Origin of the sequence: Nannocystis bainbridge (genome assembly GCF_028368995.1) — a bacterium.
In the GTDB taxonomy this organism is placed as follows: Bacteria; Myxococcota_A; Polyangia; order Nannocystales; family Nannocystaceae; genus Nannocystis; species Nannocystis bainbridge.
The window spans coordinates 691597-714618 of the sequence record NZ_JAQNDL010000005.1 but is presented as its reverse complement, the minus strand read 5'-3'; the positions used below and the strand labels follow the sequence as shown (position 1 = coordinate 714618).

At 72.8% G+C, this 23022-nt stretch carries 16 protein-coding genes; 13 read left to right on the top strand and 3 right to left on the bottom strand.

Features of this window, described 5'->3' with window-relative positions; translation table 11 throughout:
• Positions 1 to 7: 7 nt before the first annotated feature.
• The 5 genes from POL25_RS43175 (at position 8) to POL25_RS43155 (ending at position 9349) form a co-directional block, all read left to right on the top strand.
• Positions 8 to 1537 carry a hypothetical protein gene (locus POL25_RS43175; RefSeq protein ID WP_272092311.1) on the top strand — a complete coding sequence of 510 codons (1530 nt, stop codon included), beginning with the start codon at positions 8 to 10 and terminating at the stop codon, positions 1535 to 1537.
• The gene (locus POL25_RS43170) at positions 1534 to 2034 is read left to right on the top strand and encodes an MYXO-CTERM sorting domain-containing protein (protein WP_272088797.1); all 501 of its coding nucleotides are present in this window, start codon (positions 1534 to 1536) and stop codon (positions 2032 to 2034) included. Before POL25_RS43175 ends, POL25_RS43170 begins: the two co-directional genes overlap by 4 nt.
• A gap of 498 nt (positions 2035 to 2532) precedes the next feature.
• A complete protein-coding gene (locus POL25_RS43165; protein WP_272088796.1) occupies positions 2533 to 3282 on the top strand; it encodes a glutathione S-transferase family protein in 750 nt (249 codons plus the stop codon).
• A 197-nt stretch (positions 3283 to 3479) separates the two neighbouring features.
• Entirely contained in the window at positions 3480 to 4010 is a 531-nt protein-coding gene (locus tag POL25_RS43160; protein ID WP_272088795.1) for a PaaI family thioesterase, read from the top strand.
• 434 nt (positions 4011 to 4444) lie between these two features.
• Positions 4445 to 9349 carry an AAA family ATPase gene (locus POL25_RS43155; protein ID WP_272092310.1) on the top strand — a complete coding sequence of 1635 codons (4905 nt, stop codon included), beginning with the start codon at positions 4445 to 4447 and terminating at the stop codon, positions 9347 to 9349.
• A 154-nt stretch (positions 9350 to 9503) separates the two neighbouring features.
• On the opposite strand, the gene POL25_RS43150 is transcribed toward POL25_RS43155, so the two are convergent.
• A complete protein-coding gene (locus tag POL25_RS43150; protein WP_272092309.1) occupies positions 9504 to 10625 on the bottom strand; it encodes a DNA topoisomerase IB in 1122 nt (373 codons plus the stop codon).
• A gap of 172 nt (positions 10626 to 10797) precedes the next feature.
• On the opposite strand from POL25_RS43150, the gene POL25_RS43145 reads away from it, so the two are divergent.
• The 5 genes from POL25_RS43145 to POL25_RS43125 all read left to right on the top strand — a co-directional run bounded on the left by POL25_RS43145 (position 10798) and on the right by POL25_RS43125 (position 17252).
• A complete protein-coding gene (locus tag POL25_RS43145; protein WP_272092307.1) occupies positions 10798 to 11163 on the top strand; it encodes a response regulator in 366 nt (121 codons plus the stop codon).
• Between the two features lie 428 nt (positions 11164 to 11591).
• Entirely contained in the window at positions 11592 to 12635 is a 1044-nt protein-coding gene (locus POL25_RS43140) for a D-alanine--D-alanine ligase family protein (protein ID WP_272092306.1), read from the top strand.
• Between the two features lie 31 nt (positions 12636 to 12666).
• Complete coding sequence (locus tag POL25_RS43135) at positions 12667 to 13710, top strand: D-alanine--D-alanine ligase family protein (protein ID WP_272092305.1); 1044 nt, start codon at positions 12667 to 12669, stop codon at positions 13708 to 13710.
• A 164-nt stretch (positions 13711 to 13874) separates the two neighbouring features.
• Positions 13875 to 15254: a CotH kinase family protein gene (locus POL25_RS43130; RefSeq protein ID WP_272092304.1), complete on the top strand. Its 1380-nt coding sequence runs from the start codon at positions 13875 to 13877 to the stop codon at positions 15252 to 15254.
• 768 nt (positions 15255 to 16022) lie between these two features.
• Positions 16023 to 17252 (top strand): cytochrome P450, encoded by a 1230-nt coding sequence (locus POL25_RS43125; protein ID WP_272092303.1) that lies wholly within the window; start codon positions 16023 to 16025, stop codon positions 17250 to 17252.
• A gap of 314 nt (positions 17253 to 17566) precedes the next feature.
• Here POL25_RS43125 and POL25_RS43120 read toward each other — a convergent pair whose 3' ends face one another.
• Positions 17567 to 17950, bottom strand: coding sequence for a TfoX/Sxy family protein (locus tag POL25_RS43120; protein WP_272092302.1), 384 nt, complete (start codon positions 17948 to 17950; stop codon positions 17567 to 17569).
• A 149-nt stretch (positions 17951 to 18099) separates the two neighbouring features.
• Here POL25_RS43120 and POL25_RS43115 point away from each other — a divergent pair, with 149 nt between their 5' ends.
• Positions 18100 to 20196: a prolyl oligopeptidase family serine peptidase gene (locus POL25_RS43115; protein WP_272092301.1), complete on the top strand. Its 2097-nt coding sequence runs from the start codon at positions 18100 to 18102 to the stop codon at positions 20194 to 20196.
• Between the two features lie 28 nt (positions 20197 to 20224).
• On the opposite strand, the gene POL25_RS43110 is transcribed toward POL25_RS43115, so the two are convergent.
• Positions 20225 to 20971, bottom strand: coding sequence for an SMI1/KNR4 family protein (locus tag POL25_RS43110; protein ID WP_272092300.1), 747 nt, complete (start codon positions 20969 to 20971; stop codon positions 20225 to 20227).
• Between the two features lie 302 nt (positions 20972 to 21273).
• Here POL25_RS43110 and POL25_RS43105 point away from each other — a divergent pair, with 302 nt between their 5' ends.
• Both POL25_RS43105 and POL25_RS43100 read left to right on the top strand, forming a co-directional pair.
• Positions 21274 to 21846 (top strand): hypothetical protein, encoded by a 573-nt coding sequence (locus tag POL25_RS43105; RefSeq protein WP_272092299.1) that lies wholly within the window; start codon positions 21274 to 21276, stop codon positions 21844 to 21846.
• Between the two features lie 198 nt (positions 21847 to 22044).
• Complete coding sequence (locus tag POL25_RS43100) at positions 22045 to 22899, top strand: ATP-grasp domain-containing protein (RefSeq protein WP_272092298.1); 855 nt, start codon at positions 22045 to 22047, stop codon at positions 22897 to 22899.
• The last annotated feature ends 123 nt before the right edge of the window (positions 22900 to 23022 follow it).

The window sequence follows — 23022 nt, the reverse complement described above, 5'->3', positions numbered from 1 at the left end:
CCCGATCATGCTGGCGACCGTGCCCTTCTTGCGCTGGTCCGACGTCGATCCGGCCGGGCACGAGTTCGATCCGGAGCCGGCGCGGCGGATCGTCGCGCGCCACGTCGAGGCTGCCGTCGCCGGGCGCGGGGCGCACTGGCGGGACACCCCGACGGACGTGCGTGACGCGCTCGTCACCACCTTCGAGCGCGAGTTCGTCGGCGAGTACGGCGCGTGGGCGTCCGGCTGGCACTGGGCCGCCAGCGAGCCCGGCGGCGGCGGACCTGTGCGCGGCTGGTGCTGCTCGCGCGACAGCCTGTTTCGCCGCGACGACCCCGACCCGCAGGCGACCGTCGAGCGCGTCGTCGCGGCGCTGGCCGAATGGCAGCAGTTCCTCGTCGACCTCGCCGCGACCTTCGCCGACCTGTACCAAGAGACAGCCGAGTTCCCGCTCGCGGACCAGGTCGAGCGCGCCGCGGCCCGGCTCCTGCCGCTCGTCGTCGAGCGCACCGGCACCGAGGACGCCTGGTACAACACCTTCACCCGCACGCTGCTGTGGTGCCTCGAATCGTTCGGTCGCGCCGGCTCCGAGGTCGAGCGCGCGGTCGAGGGCGTCGTCGACGGGCAGTTCTCGAGCTGGTGCGCGCCGGACGAGGACGCCGCCCGCGAGGCCTGCGCCCAGCTCGGCCTGGCCGTCGCCGAAGCGGCGCGCGAGGCCTCGGCCGGCGCGCCCCCAGCTCGAGAACTGCCGTCGACGACGCCCTCGACCGCGCGCTCGACCTCGGAGCCGGCGCGACCGAACGATTCGAGGCACCACAGCAGCGTGCGGGTGAAGGTGTTGTACCAGGCGTCCTCGGTGCCGGTGCGCTCGACGACGAGCGGCAGGAGCCGGGCCGCGGCGCGCTCGACCTGGTCCGCGAGCGGGAACTCGGCTGTCTCTTGGTACAGGTCGGCGAAGGTCGCGGCGACGGTCGACGAGGAACTGCTGCCATTCGGCCAGCGCCGCGACGACGCGCTCGACGGTCGCCTGCGGGTCGGGGTCGTCGCGGCGAAACAGGCTGTCGCGCGAGCAGCACCAGCCGCGCACAGGTCCGCCGCCGCCGGGCTCGCTGGCGGCCCAGTGCCAGCCGGACGCCCACGCGCCGTACTCGCCGACGAACTCGCGCTCGAAGGTGGTGACGAGCGCGTCACGCACGTCCGTCGGGGTGTCCCGCCAGTGCGCCCCGCGCCCGGCGACGGCAGCCTCGACGTGGCGCGCGACGATCCGCCGCGCCGGCTCCGGATCGAACTCGTGCCCGGCCGGATCGACGTCGGACCAGCGCAAGAAGGGCACGGTCGCCAGCATGATCGGGGAGGTTATCACGCAGGAGGTCGTGCGGAAGCGTGGGCCCGCGGAGCAGCAGGCGGTGAACGCGGCCTGCTCTCGATAATTGCTGAGAGGTCCAGCGCGGCCCGCAGTGAGGTCTGCGAATGCCATGAGTCGGGCCGGTGGGCGTCCACGGCGCGCATCCTCGCGCGTGCGCGCGCCGCCGCGAATTCGCTATCATCGCCGGCATGAGCATTCGCTGCTTCAGGGCCGCCCTCGTGGCCATCGCGTTCGCGTTCACCCCGGCGCTCGCGCGGGCCGATGTCCCGCCCGATCCAAACTCGCCGAACGCCCACTGCACGCTGGCCGAACAGTGCCCCGCCGGCGAGTTCTGCGACTACGCGTTCATGCCGGGGCAGCCGGAGGCCGAGTGGAAGCACGTCGGCGAGGAGTGCAGGGCGAGCGTCGCCGCCAAGGGGCTGCAGCAGCGCTGCCGCGACGGCGGCAACTACAGCGGCAGGGAGCTGTACTGTCCGCCGGGCGCGACCGGGAGCTGGTCGCCGGACGGCAAGACGGCGACGTCCGCGCCTGCGCCTGCGCCCGCGCCCGTGAGCGGCAAGAGCGAGCCCGCGAAGACCGCGACCGAGGCGCCGAAGCCGGCGACGAGCTCGTGCGCGATCGACGAGGCGGGGCTCGGTGCCGGCTGGCTGGTGCTGGGCTTCGCGCTGCTGCGCCGGCGGCGGCGCTGAGCCGGGGGGGCGTCGAGCCGGCGCTGTTCAGGACGGGGCGACCCGCGAGCGCGTCGAGAGCTTCATGGCGAGGAGAACATGTTCGAGAGGGCATGGTCTTGAAGACATGTCCGATAGAACATGATGTGTCGAGCACGCGGGCGGGCCCTCGCGCGACCGAGACGGGACGGCGCGCACCGTCTCGAGGCGTTGCGACACTCCGGAGCATGAACCCCCGCTACGCGCTCGGCGGTCTGCAGGCTGGCGAGCGCGGCGCGCAGCTGGGCCGACGTGGGAGGGTGGGGGTCGCTCGCGGTCACGGGCCCATCGTCCCCGATGCCGCCCGGTCGCGGGCGCGCCGCTCGCGTGAGCCGACCCACTGGCGCTTTCACGCCGAAGCTGCCGGTTGCCACGCCGGCGCGGGCCGCCAGGCGCCGGGCGCTTGCGATCTGTCCCGCAGGACAGGTACCCGCGCCGGCCGACGTTGACAGCTCCGCGCCCCGGTGGTCTGGTCGGCCGGTGCCCGGTCCGGTCCACATCGTCGGCAATTACGTCTCGCCCTACGTCCGCAAGGTCCTGGTCGCGCTCGACCTCAAGGGCGTCGCGTACACCATCGACCCGATCATCCCCTTCCTCGGCGGCGACGGCTTCTCCGCCGTCAGCCCGCTGCGGCGGATCCCCGTGCTCGTCGACGGCGACCTGACCCTCACCGACTCCACCGTCATCTGCGAGTACCTCGAAGAGGTCCACCCCGCGCCGCCGCTGCTGCCGCGCACCCCGGCGCTGCGAGCCCGCGCGCGCTGGCTCGAGGAGTTCGCCGACACGCGCATGGGCGAGGTGCTGCTGTGGCGCCTGTTCGCCCAGGTGGTGGTGCGCCCGGCCGTGTTCAACCAGCCGCCCGACACCGCGCTGATCGAGAGGACCATCCGCGAGGACGTGCCGCCGGTGTTCGACTACCTCGAGGCGCAGGCGCCCGCGGACGGGTTCTTCTGCGGCGAGCTGTCGATCGCCGACATCGCCGTCGCCAGCTTCCTGCGCAACGCCGCCCTCGCCCGCGTCGAGCCTGACCCCGAGCGGTGGCCCCGCCTCGCCGGCCTGGCGGCGCGCACCTGGGCCCTGCCGAGCTTCGTCCGCCTGCAGGCGTTCGAGCGCGCCCTGCTCAAGGTCCCGCCGGCCCAGCACCGCCAGGCCCTGGCCGCCATCGGCGCGCCGATCAGCGCCGAGACCCTCGGCACCGACGTGCCGCGCCCGGGGCTGTCGCGCGGCTGAGCGCTCGCTCGCGCCGCGGGGTTGCCTGGCGAGCATGTCCGCAGGGGCATGTCTGCGTGAGCATGTTCGAAAGAGCATGTCTGTTCGAGCATGTTCATGGGGGCATGTCTCCGAGGACATGGCGCCCGATCCGCGGAATGAACGCGGACCGCGCCGGGGCCTTGCCGGCGCCCGGCCCTGCGCGTAGGGTGGCGGGGATGACCGACGCCGGCCGGGCCCTGGCAGCGCTGGTCGCGGCACGGAGCGATCCGGCCGCGGTCCTGGCGATCTTCAACGACCACCGCAGCGCGTTCGACCGCCTGATCGGCCTGGCCTACACGGCGGTCAGCGCCGACGCGGTCGAGGCCGAGGTGCCCGTTACGCCGCAGCTGCTGCAGCCGTACGGCCTGGTCCACGGGGGCGTGTACGCGACGATCGTCGAGTCGCTGGCGAGCGCGGGCGCTGCGATGTCGGCGATGGCGCGCGGGCAGGCGACTGTCGGCCTCGAGAACGCGACCTCGTTCCTCCACGGCACCCGCGGCGGCACGCTGCGGGCCCGCGCGACCCCGCTGAGCCGCGGCCGGCGCACGCAGGTGTGGGGCGTCGAGATCCGCGACGACGACGGGCGCCCGGTCGCCAGCGGCCGCGTGCGCATGCTGTGCCTCGAGGGCGGGGCCACCATCGCCGGCGAGTCGGTGGCGCTGCGCGGCGACGACACGAGCGAGCCGGCGAGCGGCGCCGGCGAGTGAGCCGGCGGACGGGGCGCCGATCGCCGCGGTCACTGTGAGGCGCCGCGCGGCCGCTGCGATCGCTGCGGCGCGGGCGTCGTCGAGGGTTCGCTCGCTCGCCGCTCGCTCGCGGCCCGCGCGAGCGCCATTGGAGCGAGCGATCGACGCGCGAGCGATCCGTCACTGCTGAAATCGACGCCCGGCGCCGCTGGAAGCGGGGGCTGCCGAACACCGGTCGGGCCCCGGTGTGTGGGCATTCACGTCTTTAATGTCGCGGGCCGCGAGCACGCGGCGGCGAGGCACACATCCTCGCACGAGCGGCGCTCGCCGCATCGGCCTCGCGTCGTCGTCGATTTCGTGACGACCGAGCGCTCTTGCGCCCGCGAGGCCCTTGTCGGACTCGCCGCAATTGTTCGATGATCGCGGCCGCGTTCGCCCCCGTGAAAGGATTGTCCTTGTCCACGACCCTGCAGGAGCTCGTCGCTCGCCCGCTCGCCCCGGAGCGCTCTGCCGTCCTGCTCCGTAACCTGACCGCCGCGGTGCACGCCATGCACCGCCAGGGCCACGCCCACCGCCACCTCGCGCCGCGGTGGATCCGGCTGGTCGGCGACGACGTGGTCGGGCTCGACGGCGCGGACGAGGGCGCCGACTGGCTGGCCGCGCACCGGCCCGACGAGCTCGCTTACGCCGCGCCCGAGCTGCTGCAGCCGACGCTGCACGCCGCCGATCACCGCTCCGACCTCTATTCGCTCGGCGCGCTGCTCTACCACCTGCTGACCGGCGCGCCGCCGTTCACCGCCGTCGATCTGCTCGGATGGACGCACGCCCACGTGGCTCAGGCCCCACGCGCGCCGGCCGAGCTGCGCCCGGACGTGCCGGCGCCGCTGGCGGACATCGCCCTCAAGCTGCTGGCCAAGGCCGCCGACGAGCGCTACCAGAGCGCGGCGGGCCTGATCGCCGACCTCGAGCGCTGGCTGGCCGCGGCGGCCCGCGGTGACGGCGAGCAGCGGTTCCCGCTCGGCCAGCGCGACGTGCCCGAGCAGCTGCGGATCTCCCAGCGCCTCTACGGCCGCGACGCCGAGCTGCAGGCGCTCGAGGGGGCGCGCGAGCGGGTGGCCCAGCGCGGCGCGCCCGAGCTGGCGCTGGTGCGCGGGCCCTCGGGCATCGGCAAGTCGGCGCTGGTCGACGCGCTCGAGCGACGCCACGCCGCCCAGCCCGGCATGTTCGTGGCCGGCAAGTTCGATCAGTACGACCGCGACATCCCGTACGCCACCCTCGTCAAGGCGTTCGGCGAGCTGGCCCGCCAGCTGCTGGCCGCCAGCGAGGAGCACCTGGCCAGCTGGCGCCAGCGCCTGCAGGCCGAGCTCGGCAACCTCGGGCAGTTGGTCGTCGACATCATCCCGCAGCTCGAGCTCGTGATCGGGCCGCAGCCGCCGGTCCCGCCGCAGCCGCTGCTCGAGGCGCAGAACCGCTTCAACCGGGTCCTGCGCCAGTTCATCGGCGTGTTCGCCCAGCCCGACCACCCGCTGATCCTGTTCCTCGACGACCTGCAGTGGGCCGACACCGCCAGCATCCGCCTGCTGCAGCACATCCTCACCCACCCCGACGTCCAGCACGTGCTGGTCGTGTGCGCCTATCGCGACGGCGAGATCGATCCGACCCACCCGTGGACCGCCGCGCTGCTCGAGATCCAGAGCGCCGGGGTGCGCGTGTCGGACCTCGTGGTCGCGCCGTTGCCGGCGCAGCACGTGGCCACGCTGCTGGCCGACACCCTGCGCTGCGGCCCCGAGGCGGCCGATCAGCTGGCCGGGCTGCTGCACGCCAAGACCGCCGGCAACCCGTTCTTCGTCGGCCAGTTCTTGACCATGCTGGCGGCCGAGGGCCTGCTCTACCTCGACCCCGAGGCCGGCGTGTGGCGCTGGGACCTCGCGGCGATCGAGACCCAGGGCTACACCGACAACATCGTCGCCTTGATGCTCGAGCGGCTGCGCGGGCTGCCGGCGGCGACCCAGCGGGCCCTCAGCCTGCTCGCCTGCGCCGGCGCCGAGATCGCGCCGACGACCCTGGCGGCGCTGCTGGGCCGCGACGAGGCGGCGGTGATGGCCGACCTCGCGCCGGCGCTGACCGACGCGCTGGTGGTCGCGCGCGGCGGCCAGCTCAAGTTCACCCACGATCGCGTGCAGCAGGCCGCCTACAGCCTCACGCCCGAGGCCGAGCGGGCCGGCGTGCACCTGCGCATCGGTCGCGAGCTGCGCGGCCCGCCCGGCAGCGACGTCGCGCCCGAGCGGCTGTTCGCGGTCGTCAATCACCTCAACGCCGCGGCCGCGCTGATCGACGATCCGCAGGCCCGCTTCGACCTCGCGCGCCTCGACCTGCAGGCCGGGCGGCGGGCCAAGCAGGCCAACGCCTACGCCTCGGCGCTCGTGTACCTGCGGGCCGCGCTCGGCCTCTTGCCCGCCGACACCTGGGACGCGCACTTCCAGCTGACCTTCGATCTCCACCGCGACCTGTCGGAGTGCGCCTATCTCTGCAACGAGAACGAGGCGGCCGAGCAGCTGTTCGCCGCGGCGCTGTCGCGCGCCCGCGGGCCGCTCGAGCGGGCCGAGATCTTCACGCTGCAGATCAGCCTGTTCTACTCGGTCGGCCGCATGCAGGAGAGCCTCGACGTCGGGCAAAAGGCCCTGCGCGAGCTCGGCGTCGACATCCCGGCCACCGCCGAGGCGCGCCTGGCCGCGTTCGGACCGATGATCGAGGTCGCGGTGGCCCGCTTCTCGGTGCTCGACATCGAGGCGCTCGAGCACGCGACCTCGGTCGCCGACCCGGCGCGCAAGGTCGCCGCGCAGGTGCTGGTCAGCCTGCTGCCGTCGAGCTTCTACCTCGACATCGTCCTGTTCTCGATCATCATCCTCCGCCTCGTCGAGCTGTCGCTGGTCCACGGCGAGACGCGCGACTCGGTGGTCGGTTACGCCTCGTTCGCGCTGCTGCTGGTCACCGTGCTCGGCGAGCACGACCTCTCGGGGCGGATCGCGCGCATGACCCTGCGCCGGCTCGACCACATCGCCGACGCCGGCGTGCACGCCAAGGTGCGCACGATCTACGGCTGGTTCACCGGCCCGTGGCACGAGCCGCTGCCGCAGATCCTGGCCCACCTGCGCGCCGGGCAGCAGGCCGGCGTCGAGGCCGGCGACCTCTCGGCCTACGGCGCGTTCGCGCTGCTCGGCCAGGACACGCTGCTGCTGTGCCGCGGCGACGCGCTGGCCCAGGTCGAGGAGCAGTGGGCCCGCCACCGCAGCAGCTACGTGCAGATGCAGCACGAGATCGCGGTCATGACCGTCGAGGTCGTGCTGGCCCAGCTGCCGCGGCTGCGCGGCGCCCGGGTCGACGCCGACGACGCGGTCGAACCCGGGCCCAAGATCGCCGGCTCCGCGCTCGGTACCCACCACTTCTTGCGCATGCAGCGGCTCTACCTGCTCGGCGACCTGCCCGGCGCGCTGCAGGCCGCCGAGCGGTTCGCCGCGACCAAGGGCAACGGCCTGCTCGGCACCTTCCTCGGCGCCGACGGCGACTTCTACTGCGCCCTCGTGGCCGCCGCGGTGGCCGACCGCGAGCCGGCGCGGCGGGCCGAGATGCTCGAGCGCGTGCGCGTGCAGGCGGCCCTGAGCGAGCGGCTCGCGGCCCGCTGCCCGGCCAACTTCCGCGCCCGCGCCGAGCTGCTGGGGGCCGAGCTGCTGCGCCTCGAGGGTCGCTCGGCCGACGCCCTGCCGCGGCTCGAGGCGGCCGCCCGCGCGGCCGCGCAGGACTCGTTCCTCGCCGTCGAGGCGATGGCTTGCGAGCGCGCCGGCGAGCTGGCCCGCGCGCTCGGCCTCGGCGTCGCCGCGGTCGCCTACTTCGAGCGCGCGCGCAGCCTCTACGCCCGCTGGGGCGCGACGGCCAAGCTGACCCAGCTCGCCACGCGCGTGCCCGAGCTGGGGCCGATGACGCCGCCCGGCTCGCAGTGGCTGTCGGTCGACGCGCTCGCGGTCGTCAAGGCCACGCAGGCGCTGTCGGGCGAGCTGATGCAGGACAAGCTGATGAGCAGCTTGATGCACATCGTGCTCGAGCACGCCGGGGCCCAGACCGGCCACCTGCTGCTGCTCGAGCGCGAGCGGCTGGTGGTCGCCGCCAGCGCCCGCACCGGCGATCAGGGCGTCGAGGTCGCGCTGCCGGCCGCGCGCCCGCAGGCCGGCGGCGACGCGCTGGCGCTGTCGATCGTGCAGTACGTCCGCCGCACCCGCGAGCAGGTGCTGCTGACCGACGCCCGCAGCAGCCCGCTGTTCGCCGCCGACCCGCACCTCGCGGCCGGCCAGGTGCGCAGCGTGCTGTGCGTGCCGATCGTGCGCTCGGGCGGGCTGGTCGGCGTGCTCTACCTCGAGAACAACTGGATGAGCGGCGCCTTCACCCCGCAGCGCACGGCGGTGCTCGAGCTGCTGCTGTCGCAGGCGGCCATCTCGCTGGCGGTGTCGTCGCTGTACGGCGACCTGGCCCGCGAGAACCGCGAGCGCAAGCTGGTCGAGCAGGGCCTGCGCGAGAGCGAGGACCGCCTGCGCCAGCTGGTCGAGAGCGCCGGCGCGATCCCGTGGGAGGTCGACGTCGCCGCCGGCCGCCTCACCTACGTGGGCCCGCAGGTGGCCGGGCTGCTCGGCCACGCCAGCGAGCGCTTCACCGGCGACCCCGGGTTTTTGGCCGGCATCACCCACGCGGGCGACCGCGAGGCGCTGGCGCTGCACCTGGCGAGCACCGGCGGCGAAGGGCGCGAGCTCGAGTTCCGCGTGCGCGCCGAGGACGGCGAGGAGCTGTGGGTGCACAGCATCCGCGCCGCCCACAAGGCCCGCGCCGACTCGCCGCTGCGCCGCGGGTTCTTCTTCGACGCCACCGCCCGCAAGCGCATCGAGGCCAGCCTGCGCGACAAGCTCGAGATCATCGCCGCCCAGCAGGAGGCGATCCGTCAGCTGTCGACGCCGATCATCGAGGTGTGGGAGGGCGTGGTGCTGATGCCGCTGTTCGGCACGATCGACGCCGGGCAGGCGATGCGGATGCAGGAGCTGCTGCTCGACGCGATCGGCCGCCTGCGCGCCCGCTTCGCCATCATCGACCTCACCGGCGTCGAGGTCGTCGACACCGGCACCGCCCACCACATCCTCGGCCTGGTCCGCGCGGTCCAGCTGCTCGGGGCCCGCGGGATCATCGTCGGCGTGCGCCCGGACGTCGCCTCGTCGATCATCTCGCTCGGCGTCGAGCTCGGCCGGATCGCCACGCTCTCGACCCTGCGCGAGGCGCTGCTGACCTGCATGCAGGACGGCGTCCGCCGCAAGGCCCGCTGAGGCCGACGCGGCGGTCCGGGTCGGCAGAGAGCATCGGGCATGTCCGAAAGGACATGATCGATGGGACATGCCCCATCGAGCATGTCTTGGAGGTCATGCTCTCAAGCGCATGTCCAATCGCACATGCGAACAAACTTTGTCACGGGCGGATCGCTCACGCCGCCTGGCGCACCTCGGCGTGGCGGGCCGACTGGCGCTGCTTCAGCGACGCCGCCAGGCGGGCCGACAGCGTGCGCTGGCCGGCGGTCCGCTGGCGCTCGAGCAGCAGGGCGACCGCGCGGCGCTCGTCGGCCCGCAGCGCCTGGTAGGCCTTCGGGCCGCGCAGCGAGGTCGGCAGCGACGCGCCGTCCTCGTAGGCCTCGAGCACCGAGGGGTGCACGTAACACTTGCGGCACACCGTCACCGTGTTGCCGAGGCAGCCGGCGACCTGCTCGATCGCCCGCGTCACCGCCTGCTTGCGCCGGCCCTTCTGCTCCGGCCGCGGCGCCCGCCACAGCTCGTGGGCCGCCAGCACCGTGCCGGCGAACGTGCGGAAGTCCTTGGCGCTGAACTCGTCGCCCGAGCAGGCGCGCAGGTAGGCGTTGACGTCGGCCGAGCCGATCGCGTGGTGGGTGCCGGCGTCGTCGTAGAACTGGAACAGGTCCTGGCCCGGCACGTCGCGGCAGCTGCGGACGACCTTGGCCAGGCGGGCGTCGTCGACGGCGACCCGGTGCTCCTTGCCGGACTTGCCGCGGAAGCGGAACTCGATGTGCTGGCCGTGGATCTTCACGTGGCGGTCGCGCATGGTCGTCAGCCCGTACGAATCGTTGGAGCTGGCGTATTCGGGGTTGCCGATGCGGATGTGGGTGGTGTCGAGCAGGCGGACCACGGTCGCCAGCACCTTGTCGCGGTCGAGCGCGGGGCGGCGGAGGTCGCGGTCGACGCGGGCGCGGATCGCCGGGAGCGCCGCCGCGAACGCCAGCATGCGCTCGTACTTGGTGCTGTCGCGGACCTCTCGCCAGCGCGGGTGGTAGCGGTATTGCTTGCGCCCGCGAGCGTCGCGGCCGACCGCCTGGATGTGGCCGCGCGGGTCGGGGCAGATCCACACGTCGGTCCAGGCCGGCGGGATCGCCAGCCGGCGGATGCGCGCGAGCACCTCGGCGTCCTTGATCGGGCGACCCTTGGCGTCGCGGTAGGCGAAGCCGGTGCCGGCGCGGCGGCGACGGAGCCCCGGCTTCGCGTCGGTCACGTAGACGAGTCCGGCGTCGTCGGCGCAAGTCACGGCATCGAGGGACATGGTGCCTTCGATCGTGTGGCCATCGCCGGGCGCGCGCCGGCCCGGCGACGTGGTCCGGCCAAAACCCGCCGCGTGGGCCTGCGCGGCCCCGCTGGGCCTGGATGGCTCGCAATATGCGCAGCGACCTCGGCCGCGCTTGTCGGGGCCGCTCATTGCTCCCATCGTAAGATCGATGCTGCCGATCTTGCTGGTGGAGGACGACGACGACATCCGCGAGGGCGTGGCCGACCTGCTGCGGGGCGAGGGCTACCTGGTCCACGGGGTCGCCAACGGCGAGGAGGCCCTGGCCTACCTTCACGGCGAGGACCGTGAGCCGTGCCTCATCTTGCTCGACCTGATGATGCCGGTGCTCGACGGCTGGCAGGTCGTCGACCGCCTGCGCCACCACGACCGATTGCTCGCGCTGCCGGTGGTGGTGATGTCCGCGGCGCACCCCAAGGCCGCGCCCGCCGGGGTGGCCGGGTTCGTGCGCAAGCCGATCGACCTCGACCTGCTGCTCGGGCTGGTCCATCGCTATTGCGGGCGCTCGCCGGAATGACGGCTGGCTGTCGGCCGCGGAACGGCGTGCCGATCGCAAGGTACGCTGTACGCAATGGCGGCAGCGCCGGGCCCGCTCGCGACTGTGGACAATGACGGCAGCCGGCGCGAACTCGCACTGCGGAGCACGCCAGGATTCACCCCCGCGCCCACGGGAGCGGCGCGTCCGTCCGCGCCTGCGCGCAACAGTTCACACCGGCCGGGGACTCGCCGCGGCGCCGGCCCGCGGTCCGCGGTCTCGCGCCCTCGGGCGGGCGACGCGAAATTTTTACTTTCCCCCGGCGACGAAGTGGCTATGGTTCCGTCCCGAGAAGCCACATTGGAACCTCCGGGTGCATCGTCCGCAAAACCTCCCCCTGCCGCCGGTCGCTGCGTAGCGACCCCTCGTAGCCCGGCCCCGCGCGTCTCGGCGGCCGCCACGGAGGTCGCATGCGGTTGGGTCTGACCTTCAACCTCAAGCCCGAGCTCGGTCCTTCGCCGGGCGAGCCGATCGATCGCTTCGAGGAGTTCGACTCGGTCGAGACCGTCGACGCCATCGACCGCGCCCTGCGCAGCCTCGGCCACGAGGTCGACCGGCTGGGCTGGGGCGAGCCGATGCTGGCGGCGCTGGCCGAGCCGGGGCGGCGCGTCGACGGGGTGTTCAACTTCGCCGAGGGCGTCGGCGGGCGCGGGCGCGAGTCGCAGATCCCGGCGGTGCTCGAGGTGCTGGGGATCCCCAACACCGGCTCGGGGCCGTTCGCGCTGGCGCTGGCGCTCGACAAGGGCATCGCCAAGATCTTCGCCGCCGCCCACGGGATCCGCACCGCGCCGTTCCAGATCGTCGGCGCCGACGAGGCGCTCGGGGCGGTCGACCTCGCCTATCCGCTGTTCGTCAAGCCGGTCGCCGAGGGCTCGTCGATGGGCATCCGCAAGAACTCGGTGTGCCACGACGAGGCGGCCCTGCGCGAGCGCGTGGCCGGGCTGCAGCACGATTACCGCCAGGCCGTGCTGATCGAGGAGTTCCTGTCCGGCGACGAGTTCACCGTCGGCGTGATCGGCAACGGCGCCGCGGCCGAGGTCGTCGGCGTGATGCAGGTGACCCCGCGGACCGACAGCGGCGAGGATTTTGTCTACTCGCTCGAGGTCAAGCGCGACTACCTCAATCAGGTCCGCTACGTCATGACCGACGAGCTGCTGCAGTCGGGGCGCCTCGACGCGGCCCGGCTCGACGCCGTCCGCGGGCTCGCGCTCGACGTCCACCGCGTGTTCGGCTGCCGCGACCTGTCGCGCATCGACATCCGCTGCGACCGCCGCGGCGACCCCAACTTCATCGAGGTCAACCCGCTGCCCGGCCTCCACCCGGTCAGCAGCGACCTCGTGATCATCGCTCGCGGCCACGGCTGGAGCTATGACCAATTGATCGCCCGGATCCTCGGCGCCGCCACCCGGCGCTGGGCCGGACCCGACCGCCGCCATTCGACCCCCGAACATTAGCTGCCTTCGTCCCTTACTTCGCCGGAGCCCCATGCGGATCGCCATCACGTATCACGACGCCCCCCTCTCCGATCCGCCGGTGGCCGCGCCGCTCGGCGCGCCCGAGCTCGCGGCCACCGCCCGCGACGTCCACGCCGCGCTGGCTCCGCTGCACGCCTGCACCCTGGTGCCGGTCGGTGACTCGGTGCCCGCGGCGCTGGCGGCCGTCCGCGCGCTCGCGCCCGACGTGGTGTTCAACCTGTGCGAGGGCGCCATCGGCCGCACGCGATTCGAGGCCCACCTGGCGCTCGGCCTCGACATGCTGGGGATCCCCTGCTGCGGCTGCGATCCGGTGACGCTCGCGCTCTGCCAGGACAAGCCGTTCGTCAAGCAGTTCCTGCGCCAGACCGGCGTGCCGACCCCGACCGGCTTCGCCGTCGCGCCCGGCTGCTCCGAAGAACATGTCCTCGAGGACATCCGCGAATTGCTGGCCCGCGCGGCCGCGGGCCGGGTCATCGTCAAGCCGGCGCGCGAGGGCGGGGGCGTCGGCGTCGACGCGGGCAGCGTGTGCGACGACGCCGAGGCGGCGCTGGCCCGCGCGCGTCAGGTGTGGGCCCGGCACCATCAGCCGGCGCTGATCGAGACCTTCGTCGACGGCCCCGAGTACAACCTCGCGCTCTACCACGCCGGCCCGCGCGGGCTCCTGGTCCTGCCGCCGGGGCAGATCGTGTTCGCGCCGACGCTGGCGCCCGAGCGGCGCGTGGTCGGCTGGACCGCCAAGTGGGACACGGCCTCGCCCGAGGCGCAGGCGAGCGAGAGCCAGATCGCCGGGGGCCTTGATCCGGCGGTGCACGCCGAGATCGTGGCCGTGTGCACGCGCGCGGCCACGCTGCTCGGGATGACCGGTTACTGCCGCTTCGATCTGCGGGCCGCCGAAGGCGCGCTGCAAGTCATCGACGTCAACGCCAACCCCGACCTCGGCCCCGGCTCCGGCTTCCGCATGGCTCTGGCCGCCGCCGGCGTCCCGTTCGCCGATTTCCTCGCCGACCTGATCGCCGCGCGCCTGCCGGCCGTGCAGCTGGCCCCCGCGGCATAATAGGGCGAGGCGCATCGAGCCCGGCGGCGTTCGTCGCCGCGCTCGTGACGAGCGTCGAACGCTCGCGTCCCTGCGCGTGCGATCGGACCCGCGTTCGGACCAGGCGCGGCGCGGGCGTGACGGGCTCCCCTTGTCGCCCGGGGTCGCGGTCTCAGCCTTCTGTCATGCGCCCCGCATCGGCCGTGTTCGCAGTCTCGATCCTCGCCGGATGTCCCGACCCGCCCGCCGCCGACGGTGACAGCGACGGCGGCACCAGCACGACGTCCCCCCCGCCCGCCGCGACCACGACCGGCGAGGCGGCGACGACCGGCAGCACGAGCGAATCGCCCGCGAGCGACGGCGGGACCGCGAGCGGCGAGCCGGCCGGGACCACCGGCGACCCGCCCGGCACGACCACCGGCGAGCCGGCGTGGCAGCCGAAGGGGTGCCCCGAGTTCTACGCCCAGGAGCGCCTCCCGACGGTGGAGCTGGAGATCGATCCGCCCGAGCTGGCCGGGCTCGAGCAGGAGTGGGCGATCGCCGACGACGACGACCTGAAGGAGCACCCGCTGCTGAGCTTCAAGGTCGACGACACCGTGATCACCGACGCCTCCGTGCGCCTGCGCGGCAACGCCTCGCACTGGCACGACCAGAAGAAGATGCAGTTCGAGGTCTCGTTCAACACCTACGACGACGCGGGCCGGTTCGAGGGCCTCAAGCACGTGCTGTTCGACGCCGCCGAGTACAACCGCAGCTTCCTGCGCGACCGCCTGGCCCTGGCGATCTTGCGCGACGTCGGGCTCGCGGCGCCGTGCGCCAACAACATCCGCGTGGTCGTCAACGGCGCCTACTACGGCCTGTTCACCAACATCGAGAAGGTCGACAGCGAGTTCCTGGAGCGCAACTTCGCGGCGCCGCGCGGCAACCTCTACAAGCGCGGCGGCGGCGGCTCGGGCTGGGACAAGAAGACCAACGAGGAGGACCCGAGCGAGGCCGACGTCGAGCAGCTGAATGCCGCCGAGACCGTCGCGGACCTGCTCGCGGTGATGAACCTCGAGCAGGCGCTGCTCGAGTGGGCCACCGAGGCCGTGATCCCCGACCGCGACGGCGCCTGGGGCGGCGGGCTCAATCAGTACGTCTACAACGACCCGAGCTCCGGCTTCGTCGTCATCCCGTGGGACCTCGACGACACCTTCACGCGCCTGGAGCCCGACACCGACCCGTACACGTACATCAAGGAGAATCACCACGGACGCCCGTTCTACGCCATCGCCACCGCCGATCCGGCATGGTTCGCCCGCTACGTCGAGGCGATCGCGTTCGCCGTGGCGACCGGCTACGACGTCGCGGTGCTGCAGGACCGCCTCGACACCTGGGCCGCGCAGATCGCCGCGGCCGCGGCCGACGATCCGAACCGACCCTTCACGCTCGAGCAGCACCTCGATCAGGTCGAGGACATGCGCGCGTTCGTGGCCGAGCGGCGGCTGTTCCTCGACGCCTGGCTGCACTGCTGGCAGAGCGGCGGGGTCGACGGCGACCACGACGGCCTTTGCGATGGCCCATGAGCTCCCCCACGCCGGCGCGGCGCGGCGCGAGCGGGCGGTCACCGGCGCGCTCCGGCGAGCGCGCACGACTCGCTGCGCGCCGGACTGCGCGCCGCATGGCATGCGCGGGCGCGCGGAGCCACGCCTGCGTGCCGGCGTGTGCGAGCGCCGCACGCGACCGTCCAACGTCACCGGCCTGCGACGATCACCAAGCTCGGCGAACGTCGCCGCTGCCCGGCACCATCCGGCCGGTGCTCGCATTCTGCGAATGGCGCGAGCGGCCCATCATCGCCACATTCGCCGGCCTCGCGCGGCTCGCTGCAATCTGCGGTCGGCGCGGGCTCGCGTTCGTGGCCGGGGCAGGGCGCGGCCACGAGCTCTGGCCCGGCCGGCGAGAGATTCGCGCCACGTCGCGGTAGGTGCGTGGCGGCGGTCATGGGCCGCGGCGGGCCCGGGTATGCGCAGGTGGCGAACGGGCGCTTGGGGGCGAGCGGCCGCAGAAATGTTCGCAATTCTATATGGCCTTTGGGACATGTGATTTCTGCCGCGTCGCGGAGCGCGCCTCGCTCGAATGACAGCAGCGGGCCGCCGCGACGAATGCGGCGATCGGCTCTTCGCGTGCGCGCCTGCGGCATCGCGTGACTTCATCGCGACGCGCGGGGGCTCGCGCGCGCGCAGGTCGCTCGGCGCCGCATGGGCAGCTCCACGAGTGTCGCGGGCGCGGTTCCCCGAGCTGCGCGCGGTCGCCGGAGTCTGTCGATTCTCCTGGGAGTGTGCTACGTCGGCCCGATGCTGGAGAGCGTCACGTCCGAGTTGAAGTTCGATCCGTTCGACCCCGCGTTCGTCGAGGATCCCTATCCGACCTTCCAACGATTCCGCGAACAGGCGCCGATCTACGCGTGGGAGCAGGCCAAGGGCCACATCGTCTTTCGTTATCGCGACGTGATGGCGCTGATCCGTGACCCGCGGCTCGTCACCGATCCGACGCTCGGCAGCGGCTTCTCGGACGAGCTGCGCGCGGCCTATCCCGACTTCGTGGCGATGCGAGAGAACGACCTGTTCGTGATGCGGCCCGAGTCGCACGCGCGGGTGCGCAAGCTCGTGACCCCGCTGTTCGGGCCGCGCCAGCTCGAGGCGCACCGGCCCCGCGTCGTGGAGATCGTCCGCGAGGTGCTCGAGAAGCTGCCGGAGCGCGGCGTCATCAACGTGTTCCGCGACTTCGCCCAGAACTATCCGGTGCGCGTGATCGCGGCGATGCTCAACATCCCGCCGGGCGCCGAGGCCGAGTTCATCGCCATGGCCGACGCCCTGATCGCCACGATCTTCCCCGGCCTGTCGCCGGAGGTGTTCGCGTCGTACATGCCGGCCATCTCGCGCGGCCGCCAGATCGTGCGCGCCGTGATCGCCGACCGCCGGGAGAACCCGCTGGCCGACGACCTGTTGACGCACCTCATCAGCGCCTGCGACGACGCCGACCGCCTGAGCGACGGTGAGCTCGAGTCGCTGATCGCCGGCCTCATCATCGGCGGCTCCGACACGACGGTGCACCTCACCACGTACGCGATCATGGAGCTGCTGCGGAACCCGGAGCAGATGGCGATCCTGCGCGAGGACCCGTCGCTGGCCCGCAGCGCGCTCGACGAGACCCTGCGCTACAACGCGTTCGGCCGCGGCGGCGGGCTGACCCGCTTCGTCGAGGAGCCGTTCAGCTGGAACGGCGTCGACTTCCACCGCGGGCAGCCCGTGTTCCTCAACACGCAGAGCGCCCTGCGCGACCCCGAGTTCGTGGCCGACCCGGACGTCTACGACATCCGCCGGCGCACGGGCTCGAGCCCGTGGTTCGGCCACGGCCCGCACTTCTGCCTCGGCGCCTCGCTGGCGCGGCTCGAGGCCGAGAGCGCGCTGCAGCAGTTCCTCGCGCGCTATCCGACGATCGAGCTGGCGGGCCCGCCGGTCTACGGCGACCACCCGATCTTCCGCGACATCCGCGACCTGCCGGTCCGCGTCTCGGTCGACTGAGTCGTGGCACCGGGTCGCGCGCAGGTGAGCGCGGCCCGGTGCGCGCGTCGAGCCGCTCGCTCGTGGCTCTCGATGAGCTGTCCCGAAGGACGGCTCATCGAAGGCTGGGCGTCCTGGCGCGCGGGCGGGCTTCGCTCGCGGCTAGCGAAGAGATGTCTCGAAGGACATGTCCTCGAACTTTGGGCGCGGGGCTTCGCTCGCGGCTCTCTGTTAGCAGTCCCGAAGGACATGTTCTCGAAGTCCGGGCGCGCGGGACTTCGCTCGTGGCTCATGATGACATGTCCCGAAGGACATGTCTTCGAGGTCCGGGCGTCCTAGCGCGCGCGGGCCCGCGGCGCTGGCGGCTTCGCTCGTGGCTTCGCTCGCCTGGTGCGGACGGCCGCCTGCGCCCCGGCGATCCCCAGCGCGACCCACGCGTCGAGCTCGCCCTCCTCCGCGTAGCCCTGCGGCCCCACGTACACCAGCCCGCGCGACGGTCGGCCGGTGAAGTCGAACGGGCGCGCGTGCGGCCGGGCGAGCGCCGCGGCGGTGTCGGTCACACGAATCACGAGATCGCTGCCGAGCACGCCCCAGGCGATGCTGCCGTCGACCAGCAGGGCGATGCCGCCGAACATCTTGCGCTCCTCGATGAGTCCTCTCGGTCCGGCGCGCATCACCGCCGTGCGCAGCCGTTTCGCCGCTCCCTGGTCGTATGGCATCGCTGTCCTCCGTGGACCGCCAGTCTACCGCGATCGCCGGACGCGACGGCCACGTGCAGCGAGCGGGGCGAGGGCCGCGGCGGGTCCCATTCCTTGCGTCGCCCCGAGGTCGCTGGACAGCCGGCCCGCGCCGCAGGCATCGTCGGGCCATGTTCCGCGCCGTCGCGCTCGCCCTCGGCCTCGCAAGCGCCCCGGCGCCGGTCGCTCGCACCGGCGACGACGCGGTCCTCACCCTGCACGGCGAGACCCTGCGCGACGAGTACGCCTGGCTGCGCGCCGGGCCCGAGGACGCGGCGGTGCGGGCCCACCTCGCCGCCGAGAACCGCCACGCCGACGCGGTGCTGCGGCCGCATCGCGCCCTCATGCGCGCGCTGGAGCGGGAGATCGAGGCCATCGCCTATGTCGACGACGAGACGGCCCCCGTGCGCCGCGGCGAATGGCTCTACTGGTCCCGCCAGCGCCGCCACGAGGAGCACCCGACCTGGCTCCGCCGCCGCGCCGACGCCAGCCCCGACGAATCCCCGCAGGTGATCCTCGACCTGCCGCGCCTGGCGCGTGGCCGCGATTTTCTCGACCTCGAAGTCTTCGAGGTCAGCCCCGACAATCGCCTGCTCGCCTATTCGCTCGACGTCGTCGGCGACGAAAACTACACGCTTTTTATCAAAGACCTCGAGACGGGGGCGGTGCGGCCCGGGCAGATCGATCGTGTCACCTCGGCGGCGTGGAGCGGCGACAGCCGCGAGCTGGTCTACACCGTGCGCGACGACACCTATCGCTCGTATGCGCTGCGCGGGCGAGCGATCGGCGGCGACGATCGAGCGATCTTCGAGGAGACCGATCCGCGGTTCGACGTGTACGTCGAGCGCAGCCGCTCCGGCGAGTGGTTGCTGGCCCGCAGCGCCTCCGCCACCACCGCCGAGGTGCGGGTGGCCCGGACGCCGGCGGGGCCGTGGACCGTGATCGCGCCCCGCGAGCCCGGGCACCTCTACGACGTCGATCACGCCGGCGATGATTTCTATGTCCGCAGCAACCGCGGCGCCCCGTACTTTCGCGTGGTCGCGGCCGCCGAGGACGACCCCGCGCTGGCGCGCTGGCGCGAGGTCGTCGCCGAGCGGCCCGGCGTCGCCCTGACCCATCTCGACGCGTTCATGGGCCACCTGGCCCTGCTGCAGCGCGAGCGCGGCTTCCCGCGGCTGGTGTTCGTCGAGCTGGCGACCGGCCGCAGCGCGCGGGCCGGCGCCGCCGAGCGCCGTCGCGGCCTGTCCCCGCGGACAGGCGAGATCGTCGACATCAGCCCCGGCGACAACCCCGATCCGTCAGCCAGCCATTATCGCGTCCACCTCACCGCCGTGCACGCGCCCGACGACACCGTCGACCTCGCGTTCGCCGACGGCGGCGAGACCCTGGTCCACAGCCGCCCCGCACCGGCGGCCTGCGGCCGCAGCACCGGCGCGTTCGCTGCGACGCGCGCCGACGACGGCACGGAGCTGCTGTACATGCATTTCGCCGGCGCCGGCCCGCGCACCGGTCCGCGGCCGATCTTGCTCGAGGCCTATGGCTCGTACGGCTCCGCCTGGGACCCCGACTTCGACGCCGCCCGCTGCGCGCTGATGAACCGCGGTTTCGATTTCGTGATCGCGTGGGTGCGCGGCGGCGGTGAGCTCGGCGAGCCGTGGCACGAGGCCGGCCGCCGGCGCGCGCGCCTGAACGCCGGCCGTGATCTGCTGGCGGTCGCCGCCCAGTTGATCGAGCGCGGCTACACGACCCGTGAAATGCTGGCAGTCGCCGGCGACAGCGCCGGCGGGGCGCTGGTCGCGTCGGTGCTCAATCAACGCCCCGAGCTGTTCCGCGCCGCGGTCCTGCGCGTGCCGTTCCTCGACGCCGTCGGCACCATGGCCGACCCGACCGCGCCGCTCACCACCACCGAATACGAGGAGTGGGGCGACCCGGCCGTGCGCGCCGACTACGAGGTCATCCGCGCCTGGTGCCCCTATTCGAACCTGGGCCCGCGCGCCTATCCGGCCCTGCTGGTCGAATCATCGCTGGCCGACGCCCGCGTGGCCTACCACGAGCAGACCCGCTACGTCGCCCGCCAGCGCCGCCTGTCGACCGGCAGCGGCCCGACGCTGCTGCGCACCGAGGCCCACGCCGGCCACGCCGGCCCCAGCAGCCGCCGCGAATGGCTGCACAGCCGGGCGTTCGAGGCAGCGTTCCTGCTGGCCCAGCTCGGCCTCGCGGGGAGGTGACGACAAGTACGCGCGTGGGGGCTCAGGCTCAGCGCGAGGCCCAGCGCTCAGCGTCGACGTGGAGCGAGGAGCCCGTCGAGATGCCTCGCAGCAAGCGGCGAATGCCTGTCGTGTTCGCTCCGCCGACCTCGAACTCGAAGAGTTCGAATAGATCTGGTCCTGAGGTAGCTTGGGCGACCATCGTCATGGCGTCTCGCTCGTACAGCCGACAGCTGGGACCGGTCACGAGCGGGTTCGTGAAGCCGAGCCGAAGCATGACCGCGTCGAGCAGGTCGGCGGCGCCTCGCTCGGCGCTGACGAGCTTGCCGGTGCACCGGTGAGGGGCCGTCCTTACGCGGAACCAGAGCATGACCTCCGCTGCGAGCATTTCGCGGAACGTCTCGCTTCTCCGCAGCCCGGGCCCGGTCGGCATGCGCGGCCGCAGGACGCAGGCGTCGTCCTGCGCCGGGCAGGCCAGGTCGTAGTAGACGTCGCAAGGAAACAGCGGATCGGGTACGCGACCGATGAGGAACTGGGTCGGCCCGAGGTCGACGCTGTTGCTACGATACGCCGCCAGGATGTCCGCGGCAGAGAAGCCCCGCAGGACGGGGTGAAGCGCACCCACGCTGCCGCCGAGCCGCGAGAGGAACCAGCGATAGAACGGAGGGAGATCGTAGCCCCGGTCCTCGAAGCGCTCGGCCAACTCCGCGACGTCCTCGGGCGAAGCACCCGACCAATCGCGCGCGAGGTCCGGAACGATGCGCAGCAGGAGGGCCTCCAGCTCGGGTTCTCGCATGTGACAAACTTTAGAGCAGGTCGAATGATGATCGCAATGGGTCGCAACCTTGGCGCACAACAACAGGGTGGGTGGATCGCTGGGTCCGGTCTTGCGCTCCCAGATCGTGGCGAGTTCGACGCTGGTACGACCATGCGCTCTCTCGTCGGGTTGTCCGCGCGCGCACGTGGTGGCACATGGCGGCGCCGCGACGCGGTCATGCCGTCTACCTCCGCGAGCGCGCGCGTGCTACCTTCCCGGTGAAGTCTTTGCCCTGACCTGGAGAGCTTATGTGCAAATCACGCGTGTGGTGGACATCGACGATGTTCGTGTTCTTCGTCGTCGCTTGCAGCAAGAACACCGGCGCACCCGGGGAGACGAGCGCGACCGCGGCCGAACCGAGCTCATCGAGCGCCGGTGAGTCCACGACCGGCCACCCTGGCACCACCACGTCGTCGAGCGGCGCTGAACCCACGAGCGGCACCCTGACCTCCACGGGCTCCACCGGCACCACCGGCACGAGCGAGCCCACTTCGGGTACTTCGGCGGCGGACTCGACCACGGGCGCACCGGCGACGCCCTGCCACCTCGCCTTCAATGAGGCCGACTGCAAGGCCGGCGTGGACTGTGTGTTCATACCGGGCCACGAGCCGGTCGTGCGCGACGGCGAGTGCGTTTCTGGCGAGCTCGGCGAGGTAGGCTTCTGTTACTTCATGGAGGGCGGCGGACCGGATGCGCCTTCCGGCTACTTCGAGGTCGAGACCGGCCGGGTGTTCGTGTTCCCCAACACCCCGGTCCCACCGCCCGAGGGCTGGCAGGAATGCACCTGCGAGGCGCCCTCGCCCGAGGCCTGCCAGTGCGTGGGCGAGTGCAGCGGCACGAGCACGAGCAGCTGAGCGGGGGCGCTGCGACGGGGCGTGCACCTGCCGGCCGCAGATAAGGTGTCCTTTGGGACATCTGCCAGCATTGGCGACGGGGACGGTGCTCGCCTCCGGGCGCTCCGCGAGGTCCGCGCGAGGCCGGTGCGCGGCGGCCTGAGCAGGCGGACAGGACCAGGCCCGCTCGCGCGCGATTTCGGCTATCCTGCGCCGACCATGCACGTCGCCATCGCCACCTGCCTCCACAAGCCCGAGCCCGATCCTGACGAGGCGCTGCTGGTGGCAGCCCTGGCGCAGGCCGGCGTGGGGGCGCGGGTGCTCGCGTGGGACGACCCCGCGGCCGCCTGGCACGAGGCCTCGCTGTGCGTGCTGCGCTCGACCTGGAATTACCCGCACCACCCGGACGACTTCCTGGCGTGGGCCCGGCGGGTCGCCGCGGTCACGCGATTGTTCAATCCGCTGCCTGTCCTCGAGGACAACTATCACAAGCGCTATCTGGAGCGGCTGGTGGCGCGCGGGGTCGCGGTGGTCGATACGATTCACCTCGATCGCGGCGCGGCGCCCGGGCTGGCGGCGCTGCTCGACGCGCGCGGGTGGGACCGCGCGGTCGTCAAGCCTGCCATCTCGGCCGCCTCGCTGGGCACGTGGCGGGTCGATCGCGCGGCCGCTGCCGCCAGCCAGGACCGCCTCGCCGCCGACGTCGCCCTGCGCGACATGATGGTGCAGCCGTATATGCGCGCGGTCGAGGAGCCCGGCGAGCGCGCGTTGATCTGGATCGACGGCGCGCTGACGCATGCGATCCGCAAGACCGCCCGCTTCGCCGGCGACCACGAGCGCGTGTCCGAGGCCCTGCCGATCGCCGACGACGAGCGCCAGCTCGCCGAGGCCGCGCTGGCGCCGCTCGCCGATCAGCTGCTCTACGCGCGGGTCGACGTGGTCCGCGACGACGCCGGGGCGCCGCGGGTCATGGAGCTGGAGTTGATCGAGCCGTCGCTGTACCTCGCCGAACACCCGCCGGCGCTGGCGCGGCTGGTGGCGGCGATCGTGGCCCGCCTGCGACGCGACGCGTGATGGTGGCCGGGCACGTGAGGCGGCCTCGGCCTGCATGCAGCGCGTGACGCGAACGTGAATTCGGCGCAGCGCGCTGCTCGATGCGCGAGCCATACGCGGCCCGGTGCTCGCGCCCCGCCATGT